Origin of the sequence: Cupriavidus campinensis (genome assembly GCF_905397395.1) — a bacterium.
Classification (GTDB): Bacteria; Pseudomonadota; Gammaproteobacteria; order Burkholderiales; family Burkholderiaceae; genus Cupriavidus; species Cupriavidus campinensis.
In genome coordinates this window covers 1-18,110 of record NZ_CAJPVH010000046.1, presented here as the reverse complement: position 1 = coordinate 18,110, position 18,110 = coordinate 1, and the positions used below count along the sequence as shown (strand labels likewise).

Genomic DNA, 18,110 nt, shown 5'->3' with positions numbered 1-18,110 from the left:
GGATTTTATTTCGTTTGCCAGTCCATTGCACGCACGCGCAGAATCGGAAAAACCGTTCTTTTCGATCTCTTCCCCCTCTCTCCCTTCTTTTTCCCTCCTCGGAATCGACCTGATGCAACGCCGTCCCCTGCTCCAAGCCCTTGCCGCCGCCACCGCCCTCGCGGCCGCTGGCCTGACCCTGCCCGCCTTTGCCCAGGGCACCTATCCGACCAAGCCGATCACGCTGGTCGTGCCGTTCCCGGCCGGTGGCACCACCGACATCGTGGCCCGCATCGTGGCCGACAAGCTGGGCCAGCAACTGGGCCAGGCCGTGGTCGTGGATAACCGCGGCGGCGCCGGCGGCAGCATCGGCACGGGCTACCTCGCCAAGGCCGCGCCGGACGGCTACACGCTGGGCATCGCCACCGCCTCGACCCACGGCATCAACCCGGCCGTGTACCCGCGCCTGCAATACGACGCCACCAAGGACTTCACCACCATCACGAACCTGGCTTCGGTGCCGAACGTGATGAGCATCAACCCGGGGGTGAAGGCCACCGACATGAAGTCGTTCATCGCGCTGGCCAAGGCCGAGCCGAACAAGATGGCCTATGGCTCGGCCGGCAACGGCAGCGTCTCGCACATGATGGGCGAACTGTTCAAGATGAGCAGCCACACCGAACTGCTGCACGTGCCGTACAAGGGCGTGGGCCCGGCGCTGAACGACGCGCTGGCCGGCCAGGTGCAGGTGCTGTTCGACAACCTGCCCTCCTCGCTGCCGTTCATCGAAGGCGGCAAGCTCCGCGCGCTGGCCGTGGCCGCGCCGAAGCGCGTGGCTGCCCTGCCGAACGTGCCGACCTTCGCCGAACTGGGCCTGGGCGAAGTGAATGACTCCGCATGGTTCGGCCTGATCGCCCCGGCCAAGCTGCCGGCCGACATCCAGGCCAAGCTGAACGCCGCCGCCATCAAGGTGCTGGCCATGCCGGAAGTGAAGGCCAAGCTCGAGAAGCTCGGCGCCACCCCGGTGGGCGACACCCCGGCGCAGTTCGCCAAGCAGATTTCCACCGAAGTGGCCAAGAACAAGCGCGTGGCAGCCGCCGCCAAGATCTCCCTGGACTAAACCTCGGAACAAACCCAGGCAAAGCATGACTGAAGCAGACCGAAAGACCGCGGAAAGCCCGTACTTCCTGCACATGCCGGAAGGCGAGAGCAGCCCGCTCTTTCTCGATTCCCCGCACAGCTGCACCACGTACCCGGCGGACTTCCGCTACGCCGGCAACCTGCCCCTGCCGCTGCTGCGGCAGGCGGAAGACACCTTCGTGGATGCGCTCTACGCCGACGCCCCCGGGCGCGGCATCCCGCTGCTCTGCGCCGGCTTCCCGCGCAGCTACCTCGACGCCAACCGTGGCCTGGAGGAGATCGACGAAGTCCTGCTGGACGCGCCGTGGCCCGGCGCCAAGCAGGAAACTTCCAAGACCCGCCTCGGCAAGGGCCTGGTCTGGCGCGTGCTGGACACCGGCGAGCCGATCTACGACCGCAAGCTTGGCGTGGCCGAACTCCAGGCCCGCATCGACCGTTACTACGTGCCCTACTACGCCCAGCTGCAACGGCTGGCGGACGCGGGCGTGGCGCGCCACGGCAAGGTCTGGCACATCAACTGCCATTCCATGCCGAGCGAGGCCGCCCAGTACGCGACCGAGCACCCGGGCCTGCAACACCCGGACTTCGTGGTAGGCGACCGTGACGGCACCACCTGCGACACGCGCTTCACCGACCGTGTGGAAGGCGTGCTCAAGGAGATGGGTTACGACGTCTGGCGCAACCATCCGTACAAGGGCGTGGAGATCGTGCGGGTGGTGGGCCAGCCCCAGGCCAACCGCAACAGCCTGCAGCTTGAGATCAATCGCAAGCTGTACATGGACGAAGTGGGCCTGGCGCCCAACGCCGGCTTCGACAAGCTCAAGCGCGACCTCAACGCGCTGATGGACGACCTCCTGCGCTTCACGCGCACCGCCTGAGGTCTCCGCCAAGGTCAGCCCTGACCGTTCCCGCCCGCGCTCGCGGGCGGGGATCATTCCAACGCGTGCACTGCCTCGGGGTTCGCCTGACTTGCGCCGCGTGCGCCTTTTCTGATATTGCAACGCCCCGATCCCGCATGAACGCTGCGTGATCACGGCGGTTGTGCTGCGGTTACGCGCAATTAGAACGCAAGGTAACAACATTTCGGAACTTTGCCGCGGAGCTTTCCTCTATCATGGCAATCCTTCGCCAACCCTCCTTGCTGAACAAGCAAAGACGATCCCGTGATCCGACGAATTTCCGAACTGTTTGGTGGCCGGCTGTGCATGCTGACCGCCGCAGTGGCAGGCGCGCTGGCCCTCGCCGGGTGCGCCACCGCACCGGGCGATGAGGCGGCCGACGCTGCCGCCGCCCCGGGCGCCACGCCCGCCGCCACCGGCACCGCACCCGCTTCCGCCACTCCGACTGTCAAGCCCCCGCCCGTCGTCAATACCAATCCGCCCACCAAGACCGTGACATTGCCCGACAAGGGCCGCGTGAGCCTGGCCGAGTACCGGACCCGGATGCGCGAACAACTGATGAAGACCGAGAACGCGACGCCCAACGTGGCCGATTGCGCCGCGCATGCCAGCTGGGTGGTGCCACGTTCGGCCACCTTTGACGCGCTCAAGATCCCCACCGGCGCACTGAGCAACGGGCAGGCCACGGTGGAGCCGTGGAGCGGCCGGTTCTCGCAGGGCAAGCAGGCCGTGCCGGTGAATACGGTGGTAACGTTCGCGGCCTCGGCGCACAAGCGTGTCGGCGAGGCGCAATGGCAACCCGTGCGGGTACGCTGTGGCTATGACGAGGGGATGATGCTGGCCTACGAGCTGCTCGACAGCAACGGCGACGTGATCGCCGAGCCAGCCGCCGCGCCGGCCGTAGCCACGCCTAAGGCGACGTCCAGGAAGAAGGGCAAGAGCAGCGCCAAGGCGTCGACATCGGCGTCGAAGTCGACAAAATCGACGACGAAGACGTCAACCAAGACGAAGAAGAAGCAATAAGCGCTGGAGGTTCTCCCCTCGCCCGTTTGCGGGGAGGGGAGGAACCTACCCTGAGACTTTTATTCCAGATACTCCAGCACCGCCTGGAGCATCGCCGTGCCCAGCAGCGCGCTTTTCGCGCCGTTCCATCCCACCACGGGGTCGGGCAGGTCGGCGTTGTCCTTGAACGGCATCTCCAGCGTCAGTGCCAGGCACCCGAAGGTGTGGCCGATGTACTTCGACGCCAGCTTCAGCGCATCCGCGTTGTACTTGCTGGCCGCGTAGCCGTGCACGTCCTGGAAGTCCGGCGTGGCGCGCTTGAAGGCTTCGATAAAGCGTGCCTGCTGCTCGCGCTGCGCATCGGTGAAGCCCGGCAGCATCTCGCTCCCGGCCACGAAGTTGTAGGGCAGCCCTTCGTCGCCGTGGATGTCGAAGAACAGGTCCACACCGGTGGCCTCGATGGCGCGGCGCACGTGCCACACCTCGGGGCTGGTTTCCAGGCTCGGCTGCATCCACTCGCGGTTCAGGTTCGCGCCGGCGGCATTGGTGCGCAGGTTGCCGCGCGCGGAACCGTCCGGATTCATGTTCGGCACGATGTGGAACACCGCCCGGTCCAGCAGCTTGCGGGCCACCGGATCGCCAGCCCACATGCCGGTGCCGGTCAGCCGCTGGAGCACGCCTTCGCAGAACCATTCGGCCATGCTCTCGCCCGGATGCTGGCGGGCGATCATCCAGACCGTCTTCTTGCCCGGCCCCGGCTGGCCCACGGTCACGCAGGTCAGGTCGCGGCCATCGACGGTGCTGCCCAGGTGCGACAGCCGCGCCAGCGGCGAGCGCTGGCACGTGGCCAGCAGCGACAGGTGGCGCTCCTCGGGATACGGCTCGAAATAGGCCAGCCACACGCTGTCGTGCTCGGGCGTGAACTCGACGGTCAGCGTGCCGCCGTCATAGCGCGTGGGCACGCGGAACCAGTGCGCGCGGTCGTAAGACGCCACCGCACGATAGTCGCGCCAGCCATCGGGATAGGTGCACTCGCCGGCGTTCAGGAACTGGAGCCGGCACGCCTGCCCCGCTGCCCCTTGCAGCCGGAAATGGAACCACTGGCGGAAATCGGCGTGGGAGTCGGCGCGGATGCGCAGGCGGATGTCGTCGGCACGGTCCAGCGCCTCGACTTCGACCGCACCGGAATCGAACAGCGTGGAGATATGCAGGGCTGAGGTCATGGGAATCGGGCTCTCCGGTCAGCGATCGGTCTTATATCAGTCTTCCAGGCGGCGGCGGAACACCCAGCGGGTGTCGTCCGACGCGGCCTTGTCGTAGGCGTAGCCGTCCTCGGCGAAGCGCTTGAGCTTGCTGGCCTCGGTCACACGGTGTGTCACCGCGTAGCGCGCCATCGTGCCCCGCGCGCGCTTGGCATGGAACGAGATGATCTTGTAGCGGCCGCCCTTCCAGTCCTCGAACACGGGCGTGATGACGCGCGCGGCAAGCACCTTGGGTCGTACAACCTTGAAATATTCCTCGGAGGCGAGGTTCACGAGCGTGGCCGGGCCCTCGTGCTTGAGGTCGGCCATGTCCTTGTTGATGAGGGTCGTGACGTCGTCGCCCCAGAACGCGTAGAGGTCCTTGCCGGCCGCGTTATCCAGCCGCGTGCCCATTTCCAGCCGGTACGGCTGCATCCAGTCCATCGGGCGCAGCACGCCATACAGGCCGGAGAGGATGCGAATGTGCTTCTGGGCGAACGCGAGGTCGTCGGTGGACAGCGAATTCGCGTCCAGGCCATCGTAAACATCGCCATTGAAGGCCAGCACCGCCTGCTTGCTGTTGGCCGCCGTGAACTCGGAACTCCAGTCCGCGTAGCGGGTGACGTTGAGCACGGCGAGCTTGTCGGAGATGTCCATCAGCGCGGCTACGTCCTGCGGCGCCAGCCGGCGCAGGCGCTCGATCAGCGTGGCGGAACGGTCGATAAAACGCGGCATCGTGTGGGTCTTGATGCGCGGGGGTGTCTCGTAATCCAACGACTTGGCAGGAGACAGAACGATGAGCATGGCAAAATCGCGGGCAGGAACAAAGACCAGATTGTAGCGAATGCCCACAGACACCACCGCCGGCGCCCCTTGCGTCGCTTTTGCCGCCCCGCCGCCCCGCGTGGTACTCGACTCCAATATCTGGGTCGACCTGCTCGTCTTCCAGGACCCCCACGTGGCGCCGATCCGCGCCGCGCTGGACGCCGGGACCATCGCCCCGGTGATCCGCGCCGACTGCCGGGAGGAGCTGCGCCGGGTACTGGCCTACCCGCAATTCGCGCGGTTTTCGGTCGATATCGATGCCGCGCTGGCCCAGGTGGACCGGCTCGCCACGCTCGAACCCGCCCCGGACCAGACCGACTTCGACGCCGTGCGGCTGCCCAAGTGCCGCGACACCGACGACCAGAAGTTCATCGAACTGGCACATTTCGCGCGCGCCGCGCTGCTGGTGTCCAAGGACAAGGCCGTGTTGAAGCTCAGGAGCCGCCTGCGCCGCATGAGCGGCGTGGAGATCCTGCCGCCGCCGGCTTTCGCCGCCTGGCTGGCCGCCGCGACCGAGGCATCCACTGCCGGCGCCGATCCCCGCTAGAATGACCCGCTTGTCCTGAACCCGCCCTAACCTGCACTAACCTGCCACCTTCCCGCGCCATGTCCGCAGAATCCTCGCTCGCACCCCTGACCCCGCCGCTGTCGCGCCTGCCCAAGGTCGGCACAACCATCTTTACCGTGATGTCGGCGCTGGCCGCCGAGAAGAACGCCGTCAACCTCGGCCAGGGTTTCCCGGATTTCGACTGCGACGCGCGCATCGTCGACGCCGTGGCCCACGCCATGCGCACCGGCCACAACCAGTACCCGCCGATGGCCGGCGTGCCTGCGCTGCGCCAGGCCATCGCCGGCAAGATCGCCACGCTGTACGACCACACCTACGACTGGAATACGGAAATTACGATCACGGCCGGCGCCACGCAGGGCATCCTGACGTCGATCCTGTGCGCGGTGCATCCGGGCGATGAAGTGATCGTGCTCGAGCCCTGCTACGACAGCTACCTGCCCGCCATCGAACTGGCCGGGGGCGTCGCAGTGCCCGTCACGCTTGAAGCGCCAGCGTTCCGCATCCCCTTCGACAAGCTCGCCGCCGCCATCACGCCCAAGACGCGGATGATCCTCATCAACACGCCGCACAACCCCACGGGGACCATCTGGCGTGCCGATGACATGCAGAAACTGGCCGATCTGCTAGCCGGCACGGACATCCTGCTGCTCTCGGACGAGGTGTACGAGCACATGGTCTACGACGGCCAGCGGCACGAGTCGGTCTCGCGTCATCCGGAACTGGCGCGCCGCAGCTTCGTGGTGTCGAGCTTCGGCAAGACCTATCACGTCACGGGCTGGAAGGTCGGCTACGTGGCCGCGCCGGCTGCGCTGTCGAACGAGTTCCGCAAGGTCCACCAGTTCAACGTGTTCACGGTGAACACGCCGATGCAGTTCGGGCTGGCCGACTACATGGCCGATCCGGCGCCGTACCTGGACCTCGCCGGCTTCTACCAGGCCAAGCGCGACTACTTCCGCACCGGGCTGGCCTCGACGCGCTTCAAGCTGCTGCCTTCGGACGGCACGTACTTCCAGTGCGTCGACTATTCGGCGATTTCCGATATGAGCGAAGCCGATTTCTCGATGTGGCTCACGCGCGAGATCGGCGTGGCCGCGATTCCGGTGTCGGCGTTCTATTCCCAACCGCGCGAATCGGGCGTGGTGCGGTTCTGCTTCGCCAAGAAGGAAGAGACGCTGAAGTTGGCGCTGGATCGGCTGGCGAAGATTTGAGGGATTCCGGCGGCCCGGGAACGTGGTCGGCTCCCGGGCTGCATGGGTTAGAAAGGAACGTACTCAGTAACAGGCGGCTCGAACGCGTAGCCGGGAACCACTGCCCTTCGAAGTCCCGGTATAGCTTCACAGGCTCCTTGGCCACGTGGGGCACGATGGGAACCTTGTATCCGAAGAGATAGCCAAGCGCCATTGTCACGGCAAGGCAAGCCAGCGTGACGACCAGCCATGGGCGGACCATCAGAACCAGTCACCCGAGCGCAGATTTGGCTCGAACGCGTCGGGGGAATCGGTCCAGCCTTCAATGTCTCCGCACCTGACCCGATAATTCAGCATCATGATTTCCCAACCGACCTGAATGTAGCGGCATCGTTCACCGGGCTTCAATTCCCCTGCAACAGGGCTGGGTGGGTTATGGATCATCCCCTCAATTAACGTATAGAGCTTGACGGGCTGCGTGACGACGCGCTCCCTGAACGAAAGCCGATATCCAAGAAACTCGCAGTAAATCCAGAGCGTGGCTCCAGCGATACCGAGCATCCAGGCAATCCACCACGGCCTTGCCCTACTAGTTTGCCGACGTGCCACCTTCCCTCCATTCTTCCTGTTGAACTGGCTCATAGGAATTCAGAGCCGGCTCGAATGCAAACGCCTCCTCGGTCCAACCATCCAGTTCCCCGCATATCACGCGGTAGGTGTACATCATTTCCGCTGCAACGCCGATTTGCACAAACCTGCATCGCGCACCGGGTGCGACTTCCCCAACCAAGGGGGCAACTGGAGGCACCATTCCTTCGGGATTCCCGTAGAGGGGGACGGGTTTCGTCGCCACATGCGTTCTGATCGGTACTTGGTAGCCGCTGCAATATCCCAGAGCCAAGACGATGCAGAACAATGCTGCGACGAACCATGGCCACGCCTTACCAGTTTGCCAACGCGCCACCTTCCCCCCCTTTATTTCAGTGAGAACAGTTCGTACGGATCTAGCCGCGGCGCAAATGCACCACCGGCGTCAGTCCATCCGTCCAAATCCCCACACTTCACCCGGTAGGAGAACATCATTTCCTCCGCAATGGTCACCTGAATAAACCTGCAGCGTTCACCGGCCTGCACGTTACCTATGACGGATTCAACGGGCTCAACCATCCCAGCGGCATCTCCGTATAGCTCGATGGGTATTGTCGCAACGTGAGTGCTAAGAGGGATGCGATAGCCCGCCCAGTATCCATAGAGCATTCCGCCAACAATGCAGGCAAGCCCCACGGCGCACCAGTGACGGGCTTTACCAGTTTGCCGACGCGCCACCTTCCCACCCCTTTTTATAGTTTCGCGTCTCGACGAGACGATTCGACTTCTTCAATACGCCGAGTAATTCAGCGGGCATGACCGGTGTCAGCTCGCCAAACGCTCGCGGATCGCGCGCCATGATGCCGGCCAACTCAAGCACATCGGCAACATTGGAGCTGCATGAATTATCGAATAATGAGTATTTCGCATTGACCGCCACACGTCTTTCCAGTTCGTCTCTAATGAGGGCCTTCTCTCGTAGAGATACCCACATCAGCAGCCCGACGGCATCGCGATATACGCCCTTTCCGATTGTGCCGTCTGGCTTGGTTCTCCATCGCCTCGTGTTACCAATCAGATATTTTCTGTACCCGCCCTTGAAGAATAATATTGGGGCACGGCTGTAGACGGTGCCGTCAATTTCGATGGCAGCGTGCCCCCACTGCGAGCCACGGCTAAGCAACCTCGAATCAAACACCACCACCTCAATAAACTCCCGCTGCACAGGAATCGGCTTCGCTTCATCAAACCTTGTCAACGTAGTCGCCCGGACACCGGCTCGCACCAGCGTCTTGCCCGTGGTCGGGGAAGTCAGCGTTTGGGTCATCGCTTACCCCTCGACGTAGATCGTCACGTTGTCGGCGCGTTGCTGGGCGGCCAGCAGATGCGTGCGACCAGATTCGTCCGTCGTGCCGAATTCGGGCTCGGCGCCCGCCCGGACCGCCGCGCATTCCGTGTTGGGCAGCGGCTCCCCGGTGGCGCTGTCGCGCAGGACGTAGCGGTCGTCGAAGCGGTCTTCTTCATCGGGCGCCGGGTCGGCCGAGGTTCCGCTCACCGGGTGCCGGACCGTCGCCTGGGCGCCTATCGAGGAAATCAGCCGGGCGCCGCACGCGGTCAGCATGCCGTCGAGCGCCATGGCGCGGCCCATGGCCTGGAAGGTGGGATCGCCTTCGATGATCGGGAAGGAGCCCTTGCACTGTGGACACCAGACCATGTGTCCGACGCCTGCCGCCGGCTCCCCGTAGAAGACGAAGGTGGGCTCGCCCTCCAATACCTTGCCGCCGTGTGTCGTCGTATCACCCCGGCGAACGATGCCTTTTTGACCCGCCATACGTGCCCCTTCGTTGTTAGATGAGCCGCCATCTAACCGACGAAAAAATCGGCCGTATATAGAAGAATCCTGATTAATTTTCACCAAATGGTGAGCGCTCGGAAAATCCCGAGCGGCGCATTTCCCATCGGGCCTGCCAATGCAAAGCGCCCCGCAAGCGGGGCGCTGGGAAAATGCTGATCGAGGCTTATCCGGTGAATTGCGGCGATTTACCGGTTGCGGCTCAGCATCAGCTCGGTATTGGCCTTGCGGTCGGCATTCACCTTCTGCACGCTCGGCCGTTCGGACATGGCCTTGAGGTAGGCCTTGACCGGCAGGTCCGCCAGCAGGTCTTCGCCGTAGATGATTTTCGTGCAGGACGACACCAGCGGGAGGTGGCAGATGGCGGCGCAGTCGGCCAGCGTGAAGGTGTCGCCAGCCACGAAGGGCGAGAATTTCGCCAGCCTGGCGAAACCGGGGATATAGCGGTCCAGCAGGCGGCGCTGGCGCTCCTTGAGGTTATCGCTCACCTTGCCGCCGAAAAACGCCTCCGGATACAGTTCCCGCGCGGTCAGTTCCAGATATACCTCCATGAAGGTGACGAGTTCGCGCACCTTGCCCGCCTGGTAGGCGTCATGCGGCAGCAGCGGCGCCTGGAGATAAGTCGCCTCGATGTATTCCGCGATGGTTTCCGATTCGCACAGCGGCCCGGAATCGGTGATGATGTAGGGCACCTTGCCGAGCGGCGTCGCCGACAGGTCGGTTTCGCCGATCCAGGCCAGCACTTCCTCGAATGGCAGGTTTTTTTCCAGCAGCGCCAGCTTGACCTTGTTGTAGTAATTGCTGGCGGCAAAGCCGCAGAGCTTCAGCATGTCGTCTCTCTCCGTTATTGAAATGGATCGTCCGGGTCGCGTCCATGTAGACCCGAGGACGCTTGAGGCGCCCCCGCCTGGCCGATCTTCGCACGCCACGTAAGCCTACCCGCTGTCGCGGAAGATGCAGAAATCGTACGATCGTGCTAATTTAACCACAACTTTTTTGGACGAACGATGAGCCAACCCTCTATTCAAACGCTCGGCATCGTCGGCACGGGCGCCATGGGCCGCGGTATTGCCCAGATTGCCGCACAGGCGGGCCTGACGGTCAACCTGTTCGACGTCAACGCCCAAGCCGTGGCCGCTGCGCGCCAGTACCTGCAGGACACGTTCGCCAAGCTGGCCGACAAGGGCAAGATCAGCGCCGCCGACAGCGAGGCCGCGCTGGCCCGCGTGAAGCCGTGCAACGCGCTGGAAGACCTGGCCGGCTGCGACATGGTGCTGGAAGCCATCGTGGAGAAGCTCGAGGTCAAGCGCGACCTGATCGCCAAGCTGGAAGCCATCGTCCGGGAAGACGCGGTGATCGCGTCGAACACCTCGTCGCTGTCGATCACGGCCATCGCCGTGGGCGCCAGGCACCCGGGCCGCGTGGTGGGCTACCACTTCTTCAACCCGGTGCCGCTGATGAAGGTGGTCGAGGTCATCGACGGCCTGTCGGGCAACCCCGCCATCGGTGACCAGCTGATGGAGCTGTCGCGCCGCATGGGTCACACGCCGGTGCGCTGCAAGGACATGCCGGGATTCATCGTCAACCACGCCGGCCGTGGCATGAACATCGAAGGGCTGAAGATCGCCCAGGAAGGCGTGGCCGAGTTCGTCGATATCGACAACATCATGCGCGAGCAGGCCGGTTTCCGCATGGGCCCGTTCGAGCTGATGGACCTGACCGGGCTGGACGTGTCGCACCCGGTGATGGAGTCGATCTACAACCAGTTCTACCAGGAAGCGCGCTATCGCCCGTCCCCGATCACGGCGCTGCGCTACGTGGGCGGGCTGCTGGGCCGCAAGACCGGCGCCGGCTTCTACGCCTACCCGGACGGCCAGAAGCAGGTGCCCGCCGCGAAGCCGGTGCCCGATGCGCGCCCGGCCAGCGTGTGGGTGAGCCGCGCCAATGAGCGTGGCCACGCCATGACCGTGAAGCTGCTGACCGCGCTGGGCGTGACGCCGGAAGGCGGCAACGCCCCGTCCGCCGACGCACTGATCGTGGTCACCCCGCTGGGCCTGGACGCCACCACGACCGCCCTGCAGGAAGGGCTCGATGCCAGCCGCGTGGTCGCCATCGACACCCTGCTGCCGTTCGAAGCCACCAAGCGCCGCACGCTGATGACCACGCCGGCCACCAGCGCCGCCGCCCGCGACGCCGCGCACGGCCTGTTCGCCAGCGATGGCGTGCCCGTCACCGTGATCCGCGACTCGGCCGGCTTCGTCGCCCAGCGCATCATCGGCTGCATCGTCAATATCGCCAGCGACATCGCGCAGCAACGGATCGCCACGCCGACCGACATCGACCTCGCCGTGAACCTCGGCCTGGGCTACCCCAAGGGCCCGCTGGCCCTGGGCGATGCGATTGGCGCCGCGCAGATCCTGGAAGTGCTGCACAACCTGGACCGCCTGACCGGCGACATGCGCTACCGCCCGAGCCCGTGGCTGTGGCGCCGGGCCGGCCTGGGCCTGTCGCTGCTGACCGAAGAAGCCTGATCCTCCCGGGCGCCCCGCCGAGACACGGGGCGCCTTTTTTCTTGCCGCATTGCCCACCAAGAGGCCGCCATGACCGCCCAGCTGCTTTCCCAACGCGTGGACGCCACGCTCGTCCTGACCATCTCGAACCCCGAGGCGCGCAACGCGCTGCATCCGGACATCTACGCGGCAAGCCAGGAAGCGCTGGAAGTGGCGGCGCGCGACAACACCATCCGCGCGGTGGTGCTGACCGGCGCCGACGGCGTGTTCTGCGCCGGTGGCAACCTGAACCGGCTGCTCGGCAACCGCTCCCAGCCGGCCGAGGTACAGGCCAAAAGCATCGAAATCCTCAATCACTGGATCGAAACGCTGCACGCGTTCCCCAAGCCGATCATCGCCGCCGTGGAAGGCCCCGCCGCCGGCGCGGGCTTCTCGCTGGTGCTGGCGTGCGATTTCGTGGTGGCGGCCAGCGACGCCAAGTTCGTCATGGCCTATGTGAAGGTGGGCCTGACGCCGGACGGCGGCGGCTCGTACGAACTGGCCCGCATGCTGCCGCGCCAGCTCGCCAGTGAAATGATGATGGATGGCAAGCCGGTCGATCCGGCGCGGCTGGCGCATTTCGGCATCGTGAACCGCGTGGTGCCGCCGGGGCAGGCCGTGACCGAGGCACTGCGCCTTGCCGAGAACCTGGCCAAGGAATCGCCGAACGCGATCCAGGGCATCAAGGCGCTGATCAACCACGCCGGCGGCGCCTCGCTGACCGAGCACCTGGCCGCCGAGCGCGACAGCTTCGTGACCGCGCTCCACCACCCGGACGCAGGCGAAGGCATCAGCGCCTTCCTGGAGAAGCGCAAGCCGAACTACCGCTGAAGGGGCCGAGAGACCGCCCGCCGAAGCACCGACGCCATCGCCACATAAAAAAGACAGACCGGAGACAGCATGAGCAGCAACGTTTCGCATTTTGAAGGGACCCGCCCCGTGGCCGACCAGCAGCGCTTCGACGTGGGCGCGCTCGAGACCTGGATGCGCCAGCATGTGGAGGGCTTTGCCGGCCCGCTGACCATCGAGCAGTTCAAGGGCGGCCAGTCGAACCCCACGTTCAAGCTGATCACGCCCGGGCAGACCTATGTGATGCGCGCCAAGCCGGGGCCGAAGGCGAAGCTGCTGCCGTCCGCGCATGCCATCGAGCGCGAATACCGCGTGATGGCCGCCCTCGCCCAGACCGACGTGCCCGTGGCCCGCATGTTCGCGCTCTGCGAAGACGAATCGGTGATCGGCCGCGCGTTCTACATCATGGAGTTCGTCAGCGGCCGCGTGCTGTGGGACCAGGCGCTGCCGGACATGACCCCGGCCCAGCGCGGCGCGATCTACGACGAGATGAACCGCGTCATCGCCGCGCTGCATTCGGTGGACTACAAGGCGATCGGACTGGCTGACTACGGCAAGCCGGGCAACTACTTCCAGCGTCAGATCGAGCGCTGGAGCAAGCAGTACAAGCTGTCCGAAACCGAATCGATCCCGGCGATGGACCAGCTGATCGCATGGCTCCCGAATCACATCCCGGCCGATGCCGATGAGTTGACCAGCATCGTCCATGGCGATTACCGGCTCGACAACCTGATGTTCCACCCCACCGAGCCGCGCGTGCTGGCCGTGCTCGACTGGGAGCTGTCCACGCTCGGCCATCCGATGGCCGATTTCGGCTACCACTGCATGAGCTGGCATATCCAGCCGGGCCAGTTCCGGGGCATCGCCGGGCTCGACTACCAGGCGCTGGGCATTCCGGACGAGGCCACCTACCGGCGCCTGTACGAACAGCGCACCGGCCGCCAGATCACGGGCGACTGGAATTTCTATCTCGCCTTCAGCATGTTCCGCATCGCGGGCATCCTGCAGGGGATCATGAAGCGCGTGGTCGATGGCACGGCGTCGTCGGCACAGGCGACGGACGCCGGCAAGCGCGCCCGCCCGATGGCTGAAATGGGCTGGGCCTACGCCCAGAAATCCGGCGCCTGATCCTGCATATTCCTGCCAGACATCGCCCCGCACCGTCGGGGCGATGTGCGTTTTGGGGGGTGAATTGTCTGCATGTCATCAGACAACCGAGTACTATCCCTAGCCATAACCCTGATGACCAAAGGCAAAATCGCGTCTACACTGCTGCCATGTTGTACGACAACAGACGATAAAGCTTTTCGGAGACATAGCATGAGTACTCGCCGCCAATTCCTTGGCCAGGCATCGGGCCTGGCTGCACTGAGCGCCTTCGGCACCTCTGGCATCCTCGCCCCGGCATCCGCCTGGGCCGCCGACAAGTGGCCGACCAAGCCGATCCGGCTGGTGGTGCCCTACCCCGCCGGCGGCTCGTCGGACATCATCGCCCGCCTGATCAGCAAGCCGCTCGGCGAAGCGCTGGGCCAGGCCGTGGTGGTGGACAACCGCCCGGGCGCCAACGGCAACATCGGCGCGGCCATGGTGGCGCAGGCCGGCACGGACAACCACACGCTGCTGCTGTGCGATGTGGGCGCGCTGGCCATCAGCCCGTCCGTGTACACCAAGCTGAGCTTCAGCCCTGAGAAAGATCTCAAGGGCGTGGCGATGCTGGCCTACTCGCCCCACCTGCTGGTGGTGCATCCGTCCGTGCCGGCCAACAACCTCAAGGAACTGGTGGCCCTGTCGCACAAGCAGACGCTGAACTTCGCCGTGACGGCCATCGGCAGCGCGCCGCACCTGGCGGGCGTGGCGGTGCAGCAAGCCACCGGCGCGGCCTGGCAATACGTGCCGTACAAGGGTGGCGCGCAGGCGATTGCGGACACCGTGGGTGGTACCGCTCAGGTGCTGATGAACGGGATGCTGGCGACGTATCCGCAGGTGCAGGCCGGCAAGCTCAAGCTGCTGGCCGTGTCCAAGCGCACGCGCATGGCGCTGGTCGGCCAGGTGCCGACGATTGCCGAGCAAGGCGTGGCGAACTTCGAATCGGGTACGTGGCAGGGCGTGATGGCGCCGGCCGGCATGCCGGATGCGCTGGTGGCCCGCCTCTCGAGCGAGCTGATCCGCATTATCCGCACCCCGGAAATCCGCGCGCAACTGGCCGGCCAGGGCGCCGAGGTGGTGACCATGACGCCGCCGGAAACCAGCAAGTTCTTCTCGACCGAGGAAAAGCGCTGGGCCCAGGTGGTGAAGGCCGCAGGCGTGAAGCTGGACGGCTGACGGCACCCGCACCCCCCGCTGCCACGCAGCAAGCAAAAGGGCGCGATCTTCGCGCCCTTTTGCTTTCCTACGCCATCAATCCGGCTGGTTCACTCCCCCAGCGCCACCCCTTCGCGCCGCGGGTCCGCGCCGCCGGCCCAGCCCGGCTTGCCGTTCGGCAGCGTCTTGCGCACGATGGCCTGCGTGCCGCTCGTCATCTCGATCTCGGCCACCTGGTGGCCCATGCCGCGCAGCGATTCCACCAACTGCGGCGTCACCAGCCCCTTCTCCACCTCGGTCGGGCCATTGCGGCTGCCGAAGTTGCCCATGCCCACGGCGGCCTGCACGTCCATGTCCCAGTCCAGCAGGCCGACCAGCGTCTTCGACACGTACTCGATGATCTGCGAGCCACCCGGCGAGCCCAGCGCCGCCACCAGCTTGCCGCTCTGGCGGTCGAACACCAGCGTCGGCGCCATCGACGAGCGCGGGCGCTTGCCCGGCTGCACGCGGTTGGCCACCGGCCTGCCGTTCTCGGTCGGCGTGAACGAGAAATCGGTCAGCTGGTTGTTCAGCATGAAGCCGCGCACCATGATGTGCGAGCCAAAGTACGACTCGATGGTGGTGGTCATCGACAACGCTCCGCCCCGGTTGTCCACGGCCACGATCTGCGAGGTGGAGATACGCGGCGGCGAGCGGTCCGGCGCAAACGCCACCCGCACCCCGGGCGGCGTGCCCGGCTGGGCGCGGCCCATGCTCTTGTCGCCGATCAGCGCGGCGCGCTCGGCCAGGTAGGCGGGGCTGACCATCGCGGCCACGTCCACCGGCACAAAGTCGGCATCGGCCACGTAGAGACCACGGTCGGCGTAGGCCAGGCGGTCGGCCTCGGAGATCGCGTGCACGGCCAGCGGCGCGGCTTCCACGCGGGCCGGGGTGTTCACCGGCTGCGGCTTCAGGCTGGCCAGCGCGTAGCGCGGGTCGCGTTTCTCCAGCGCCTCCAGCGTGCCGAGGATCTGGGCGATGGCGATACCGCCCGACGACGGCGGCGGCATGCCGCACACCTTCCAGCGCTTGTAGTCCGTGCAGACCGGCACGCGCTCCTTGGCGCGATAACCCTTGAGATCGGCCGTGCTCAGGCTGCCCGGATTGGCATGGCCGTTGACCTTGGCAGCGATGTCCCGCGCGATTGGCCCGTTATAGAACACGTTCGGACCACCCTTGGCGATCTCGCGCAGGGTCTTGGCCAGTTGCGGATTCTTGACGAGGGTGCCGACCGGCTTGGCCTTGCCCTGCGTATCGAGGAAGTAGCCGGCCATCTCCGACGAGCCGATCATGAACTTGTCCGCCGCCACCTGCGTGTAGAGCCGCTGCGACATCGGGAAGCCATTCTCGGCCAGCGTGATGGCCCGCTGGAACAACCGCGCCCAGGGCAGCCGGCCATGCTGGCGGTGCGCCATCTCCAGCGCGCGCAGCACGCCGGGCACGCCCACCGAGCGGCCGCCGATCTGGCCTTCGGAGAACTCCATCGGCTTGCCGTCCGCGCGCATGAACAGGTTCTCGGTGGCGCCGGCAGGGGCCGTCTCGCGGCCATCGTAGGCCTGCACGCGCTTGCCGTCCCAGTACATGATGAAGGCGCCGCCACCGATGCCGGTGGCCTGCGGCTCCACCAGCGTCAGCACGGCCTGCATGGCGACAGCGGCGTCGATGGCCGAGCCCCCCGCGCGCAGGATCTCGCGCCCGGCCTCGGTGGCCAGCGGATTGGCCGCGGCAGCCATGTGCTTCTGCCCGTAGCTGGTGGTCATGCCCGGCCGATAGCCCGAGGAGACCTCCGGCGCAGGCGGCATGGCCGCCGCCGGCGCCTGCGCCGGCGCGGTCGTGGCCGCGTTCGATGCCGATGGCGTGCCGGCGTCCTTGGCGGCAGTGCCGCAGCCCGCCAGCACGGCGGCGAGCGCCACGGCCAGCGTGCCGCGCCACAGCAGGGAGGGGGTTGACGGGGAAACTGCCGGTGTCTTCGTCACTGCGCGAGCCATGCCATCTCTCCTGGGGGGGGAAGCTGTGGCGATTGTAGACGCAGATGACCGGTAATGCGCTTGTAAACGGCTGATTGGCCGATGGGCCAATCAGCCGATCGGGGGTGACCGGCACGGAGACGGGGCGGCGGGCGCCACCCCGTATACATATAGTCAGTCCGCCATCACAGCGTGGTGAACGACCAGTTCAGGTTCACGCCCTGCCCGTTCAGCGTGCCGCCGACGGTAACGTTGTAGCGGGTCTTGGCCGCCAGCGGGGCGCGCGGCGTGCAGATGGCCAGCCCGCGCGCGTAGCTCGACATGCCCGAGGTACGCGCATCCACCTTCTCGCAGGGCACGTTGGTGCCGGCGGCGTCGGTGATGGTGAACGTATCGGCATTGAACGTCAGCGACGTGTTGATGGCCTGCACCGACACCGGGTAGCCCATGGTCTGGCCTGCGTACGCCGGCGCCGGGTTGGGGCTCTCGTTGTTGACCCAGCTCGCCGGCACATCGGCCTGGCCGCTGTACGGGTAGGCCACCATCTGGTTGTCCGCGCCGCCCTTGCTGGCATCGGCGAGGTCGATGGTCTGGTAGTAGCTGGCCGTGGTGCCGCCGCTGCTGCCGGCGCCCACGCTTTCGGCAAACCCGCTGCCGGCCGAGCCGTAGCTGCCCAGCAGCGCGGCGCGGTGGAACGGCGCGTTGACGAGGTCCGCCACGAGCGCGTCTTTCGGCGTCATCGACAGGTTGGCGCCCGCCGCACTGGTCCACTTGTTGCCGGCCGCCACGACTTCGGCCGTGGCATTGGTCGGATAGGCGGCCTGGATGCGGTCGTTCGGCGCCGCGCCGGTGTAGCCGGGCTTGCCCGACTGCTCGTCGTGCGTGAGCAGGTTGTTGGCCAGCATGTAGGCGGTGTGGTTCTGGGCGACGGTATTGAGCGCGTCGCGCGCGGTCAGCGGCGGCAGGCCCACCTGCTCGCGCCGATAGTTGGCGTAGCAGAGGCCGGCGCTGCGCGCGTCGTCCAGCACGCGATAGCCCGAGACCCCGGTGCCGCGCGCCGGCAGCAGGCTCACGCTGCCGGTGACCGGCGCCGGGGCGCTGCCGGTGACGGTGTAGCAGGC

At 65.9% G+C, this 18,110-nt stretch carries 17 protein-coding genes; 9 read left to right on the top strand and 8 right to left on the bottom strand.

Annotation, left to right across the window (positions count from 1 at the left end; translation table 11 throughout):
• Positions 1 to 112 precede the first annotated feature (112 nt).
• The 3 genes from KHO18_RS21260 (at position 113) to KHO18_RS21250 (ending at position 3,041) form a co-directional block, all read left to right on the top strand.
• Positions 113 to 1,099: a tripartite tricarboxylate transporter substrate binding protein BugE gene (locus KHO18_RS21260; RefSeq protein WP_211943816.1), complete on the top strand. Its 987-nt coding sequence runs from the start codon at positions 113 to 115 to the stop codon at positions 1,097 to 1,099.
• 25 nt (positions 1,100 to 1,124) lie between these two features.
• A complete protein-coding gene (locus tag KHO18_RS21255) occupies positions 1,125 to 1,997 on the top strand; it encodes an N-formylglutamate amidohydrolase (RefSeq protein WP_144196170.1) in 873 nt (290 codons plus the stop codon).
• Positions 1,998 to 2,282: 285 nt separating this feature from the next.
• Positions 2,283 to 3,041: a BspC domain-containing protein gene (locus tag KHO18_RS21250; protein ID WP_368013930.1), complete on the top strand. Its 759-nt coding sequence runs from the start codon at positions 2,283 to 2,285 to the stop codon at positions 3,039 to 3,041.
• 59 nt (positions 3,042 to 3,100) lie between these two features.
• Here KHO18_RS21250 and KHO18_RS21245 read toward each other — a convergent pair whose 3' ends face one another.
• Together KHO18_RS21245 and yaaA are read right to left on the bottom strand one after the other, a co-directional pair.
• Entirely contained in the window at positions 3,101 to 4,243 is a 1,143-nt protein-coding gene (locus tag KHO18_RS21245; RefSeq protein ID WP_144196171.1) for a M14 family metallopeptidase, read from the bottom strand.
• Positions 4,244 to 4,279: 36 nt separating this feature from the next.
• Positions 4,280 to 5,065, bottom strand: coding sequence for a peroxide stress protein YaaA (gene yaaA, locus KHO18_RS21240; protein ID WP_144196173.1), 786 nt, complete (start codon positions 5,063 to 5,065; stop codon positions 4,280 to 4,282).
• 40 nt (positions 5,066 to 5,105) lie between these two features.
• On the opposite strand from yaaA, the gene KHO18_RS21235 reads away from it, so the two are divergent.
• Both KHO18_RS21235 and KHO18_RS21230 read left to right on the top strand, forming a co-directional pair.
• Positions 5,106 to 5,633 carry a putative toxin-antitoxin system toxin component, PIN family gene (locus KHO18_RS21235; RefSeq protein ID WP_144196175.1) on the top strand — a complete coding sequence of 176 codons (528 nt, stop codon included), beginning with the start codon at positions 5,106 to 5,108 and terminating at the stop codon, positions 5,631 to 5,633.
• Between the two features lie 59 nt (positions 5,634 to 5,692).
• Positions 5,693 to 6,865, top strand: a complete 1,173-nt coding sequence (locus KHO18_RS21230) for a pyridoxal phosphate-dependent aminotransferase (protein ID WP_144196177.1) — start codon at positions 5,693 to 5,695, stop codon at positions 6,863 to 6,865.
• A gap of 240 nt (positions 6,866 to 7,105) precedes the next feature.
• Here the strand turns inward: KHO18_RS21230 and KHO18_RS21225 are convergent, their stop codons facing one another.
• The 4 genes from KHO18_RS21225 to KHO18_RS21210 form a co-directional block, all read right to left on the bottom strand.
• Positions 7,106 to 7,405, bottom strand: coding sequence for a hypothetical protein (locus KHO18_RS21225; RefSeq protein WP_211943815.1), 300 nt, complete (start codon positions 7,403 to 7,405; stop codon positions 7,106 to 7,108).
• Between the two features lie 742 nt (positions 7,406 to 8,147).
• Positions 8,148 to 8,759, bottom strand: a complete 612-nt coding sequence (locus KHO18_RS21220) for a hypothetical protein (RefSeq protein ID WP_211943814.1) — start codon at positions 8,757 to 8,759, stop codon at positions 8,148 to 8,150.
• A gap of 3 nt (positions 8,760 to 8,762) precedes the next feature.
• Positions 8,763 to 9,263 (bottom strand): PAAR domain-containing protein, encoded by a 501-nt coding sequence (locus KHO18_RS21215; protein WP_144196185.1) that lies wholly within the window; start codon positions 9,261 to 9,263, stop codon positions 8,763 to 8,765.
• A gap of 209 nt (positions 9,264 to 9,472) precedes the next feature.
• On the bottom strand, positions 9,473 to 10,114 hold the full coding sequence (locus tag KHO18_RS21210) for a glutathione S-transferase (RefSeq protein WP_144196187.1): 642 nt from the start codon (positions 10,112 to 10,114) through the stop codon (positions 9,473 to 9,475).
• 177 nt (positions 10,115 to 10,291) lie between these two features.
• Here KHO18_RS21210 and KHO18_RS21205 point away from each other — a divergent pair, with 177 nt between their 5' ends.
• The 4 genes from KHO18_RS21205 (at position 10,292) to KHO18_RS21190 (ending at position 15,004) form a co-directional block, all read left to right on the top strand.
• Positions 10,292 to 11,815 (top strand): 3-hydroxyacyl-CoA dehydrogenase, encoded by a 1,524-nt coding sequence (locus tag KHO18_RS21205; RefSeq protein ID WP_144196189.1) that lies wholly within the window; start codon positions 10,292 to 10,294, stop codon positions 11,813 to 11,815.
• Positions 11,816 to 11,884: 69 nt separating this feature from the next.
• Complete coding sequence (locus KHO18_RS21200; RefSeq protein ID WP_211943813.1) at positions 11,885 to 12,664, top strand: oxepin-CoA hydrolase, alternative type; 780 nt, start codon at positions 11,885 to 11,887, stop codon at positions 12,662 to 12,664.
• A gap of 69 nt (positions 12,665 to 12,733) precedes the next feature.
• The gene (locus KHO18_RS21195) at positions 12,734 to 13,810 is read left to right on the top strand and encodes a phosphotransferase (RefSeq protein ID WP_144196191.1); all 1,077 of its coding nucleotides are present in this window, start codon (positions 12,734 to 12,736) and stop codon (positions 13,808 to 13,810) included.
• A 192-nt stretch (positions 13,811 to 14,002) separates the two neighbouring features.
• Positions 14,003 to 15,004 (top strand): Bug family tripartite tricarboxylate transporter substrate binding protein, encoded by a 1,002-nt coding sequence (locus KHO18_RS21190; RefSeq protein WP_144196193.1) that lies wholly within the window; start codon positions 14,003 to 14,005, stop codon positions 15,002 to 15,004.
• 89 nt (positions 15,005 to 15,093) lie between these two features.
• On the opposite strand, the gene KHO18_RS21185 is transcribed toward KHO18_RS21190, so the two are convergent.
• Complete coding sequence (locus KHO18_RS21185; RefSeq protein ID WP_144201485.1) at positions 15,094 to 17,010, bottom strand: gamma-glutamyltransferase family protein; 1,917 nt, start codon at positions 17,008 to 17,010, stop codon at positions 15,094 to 15,096.
• Between the two features lie 164 nt (positions 17,011 to 17,174).
• Positions 17,175 to 18,110 (bottom strand): CAP domain-containing protein (locus tag KHO18_RS21180; protein WP_211943812.1); only part of this gene is annotated, 936 nt, incomplete at its 5' end.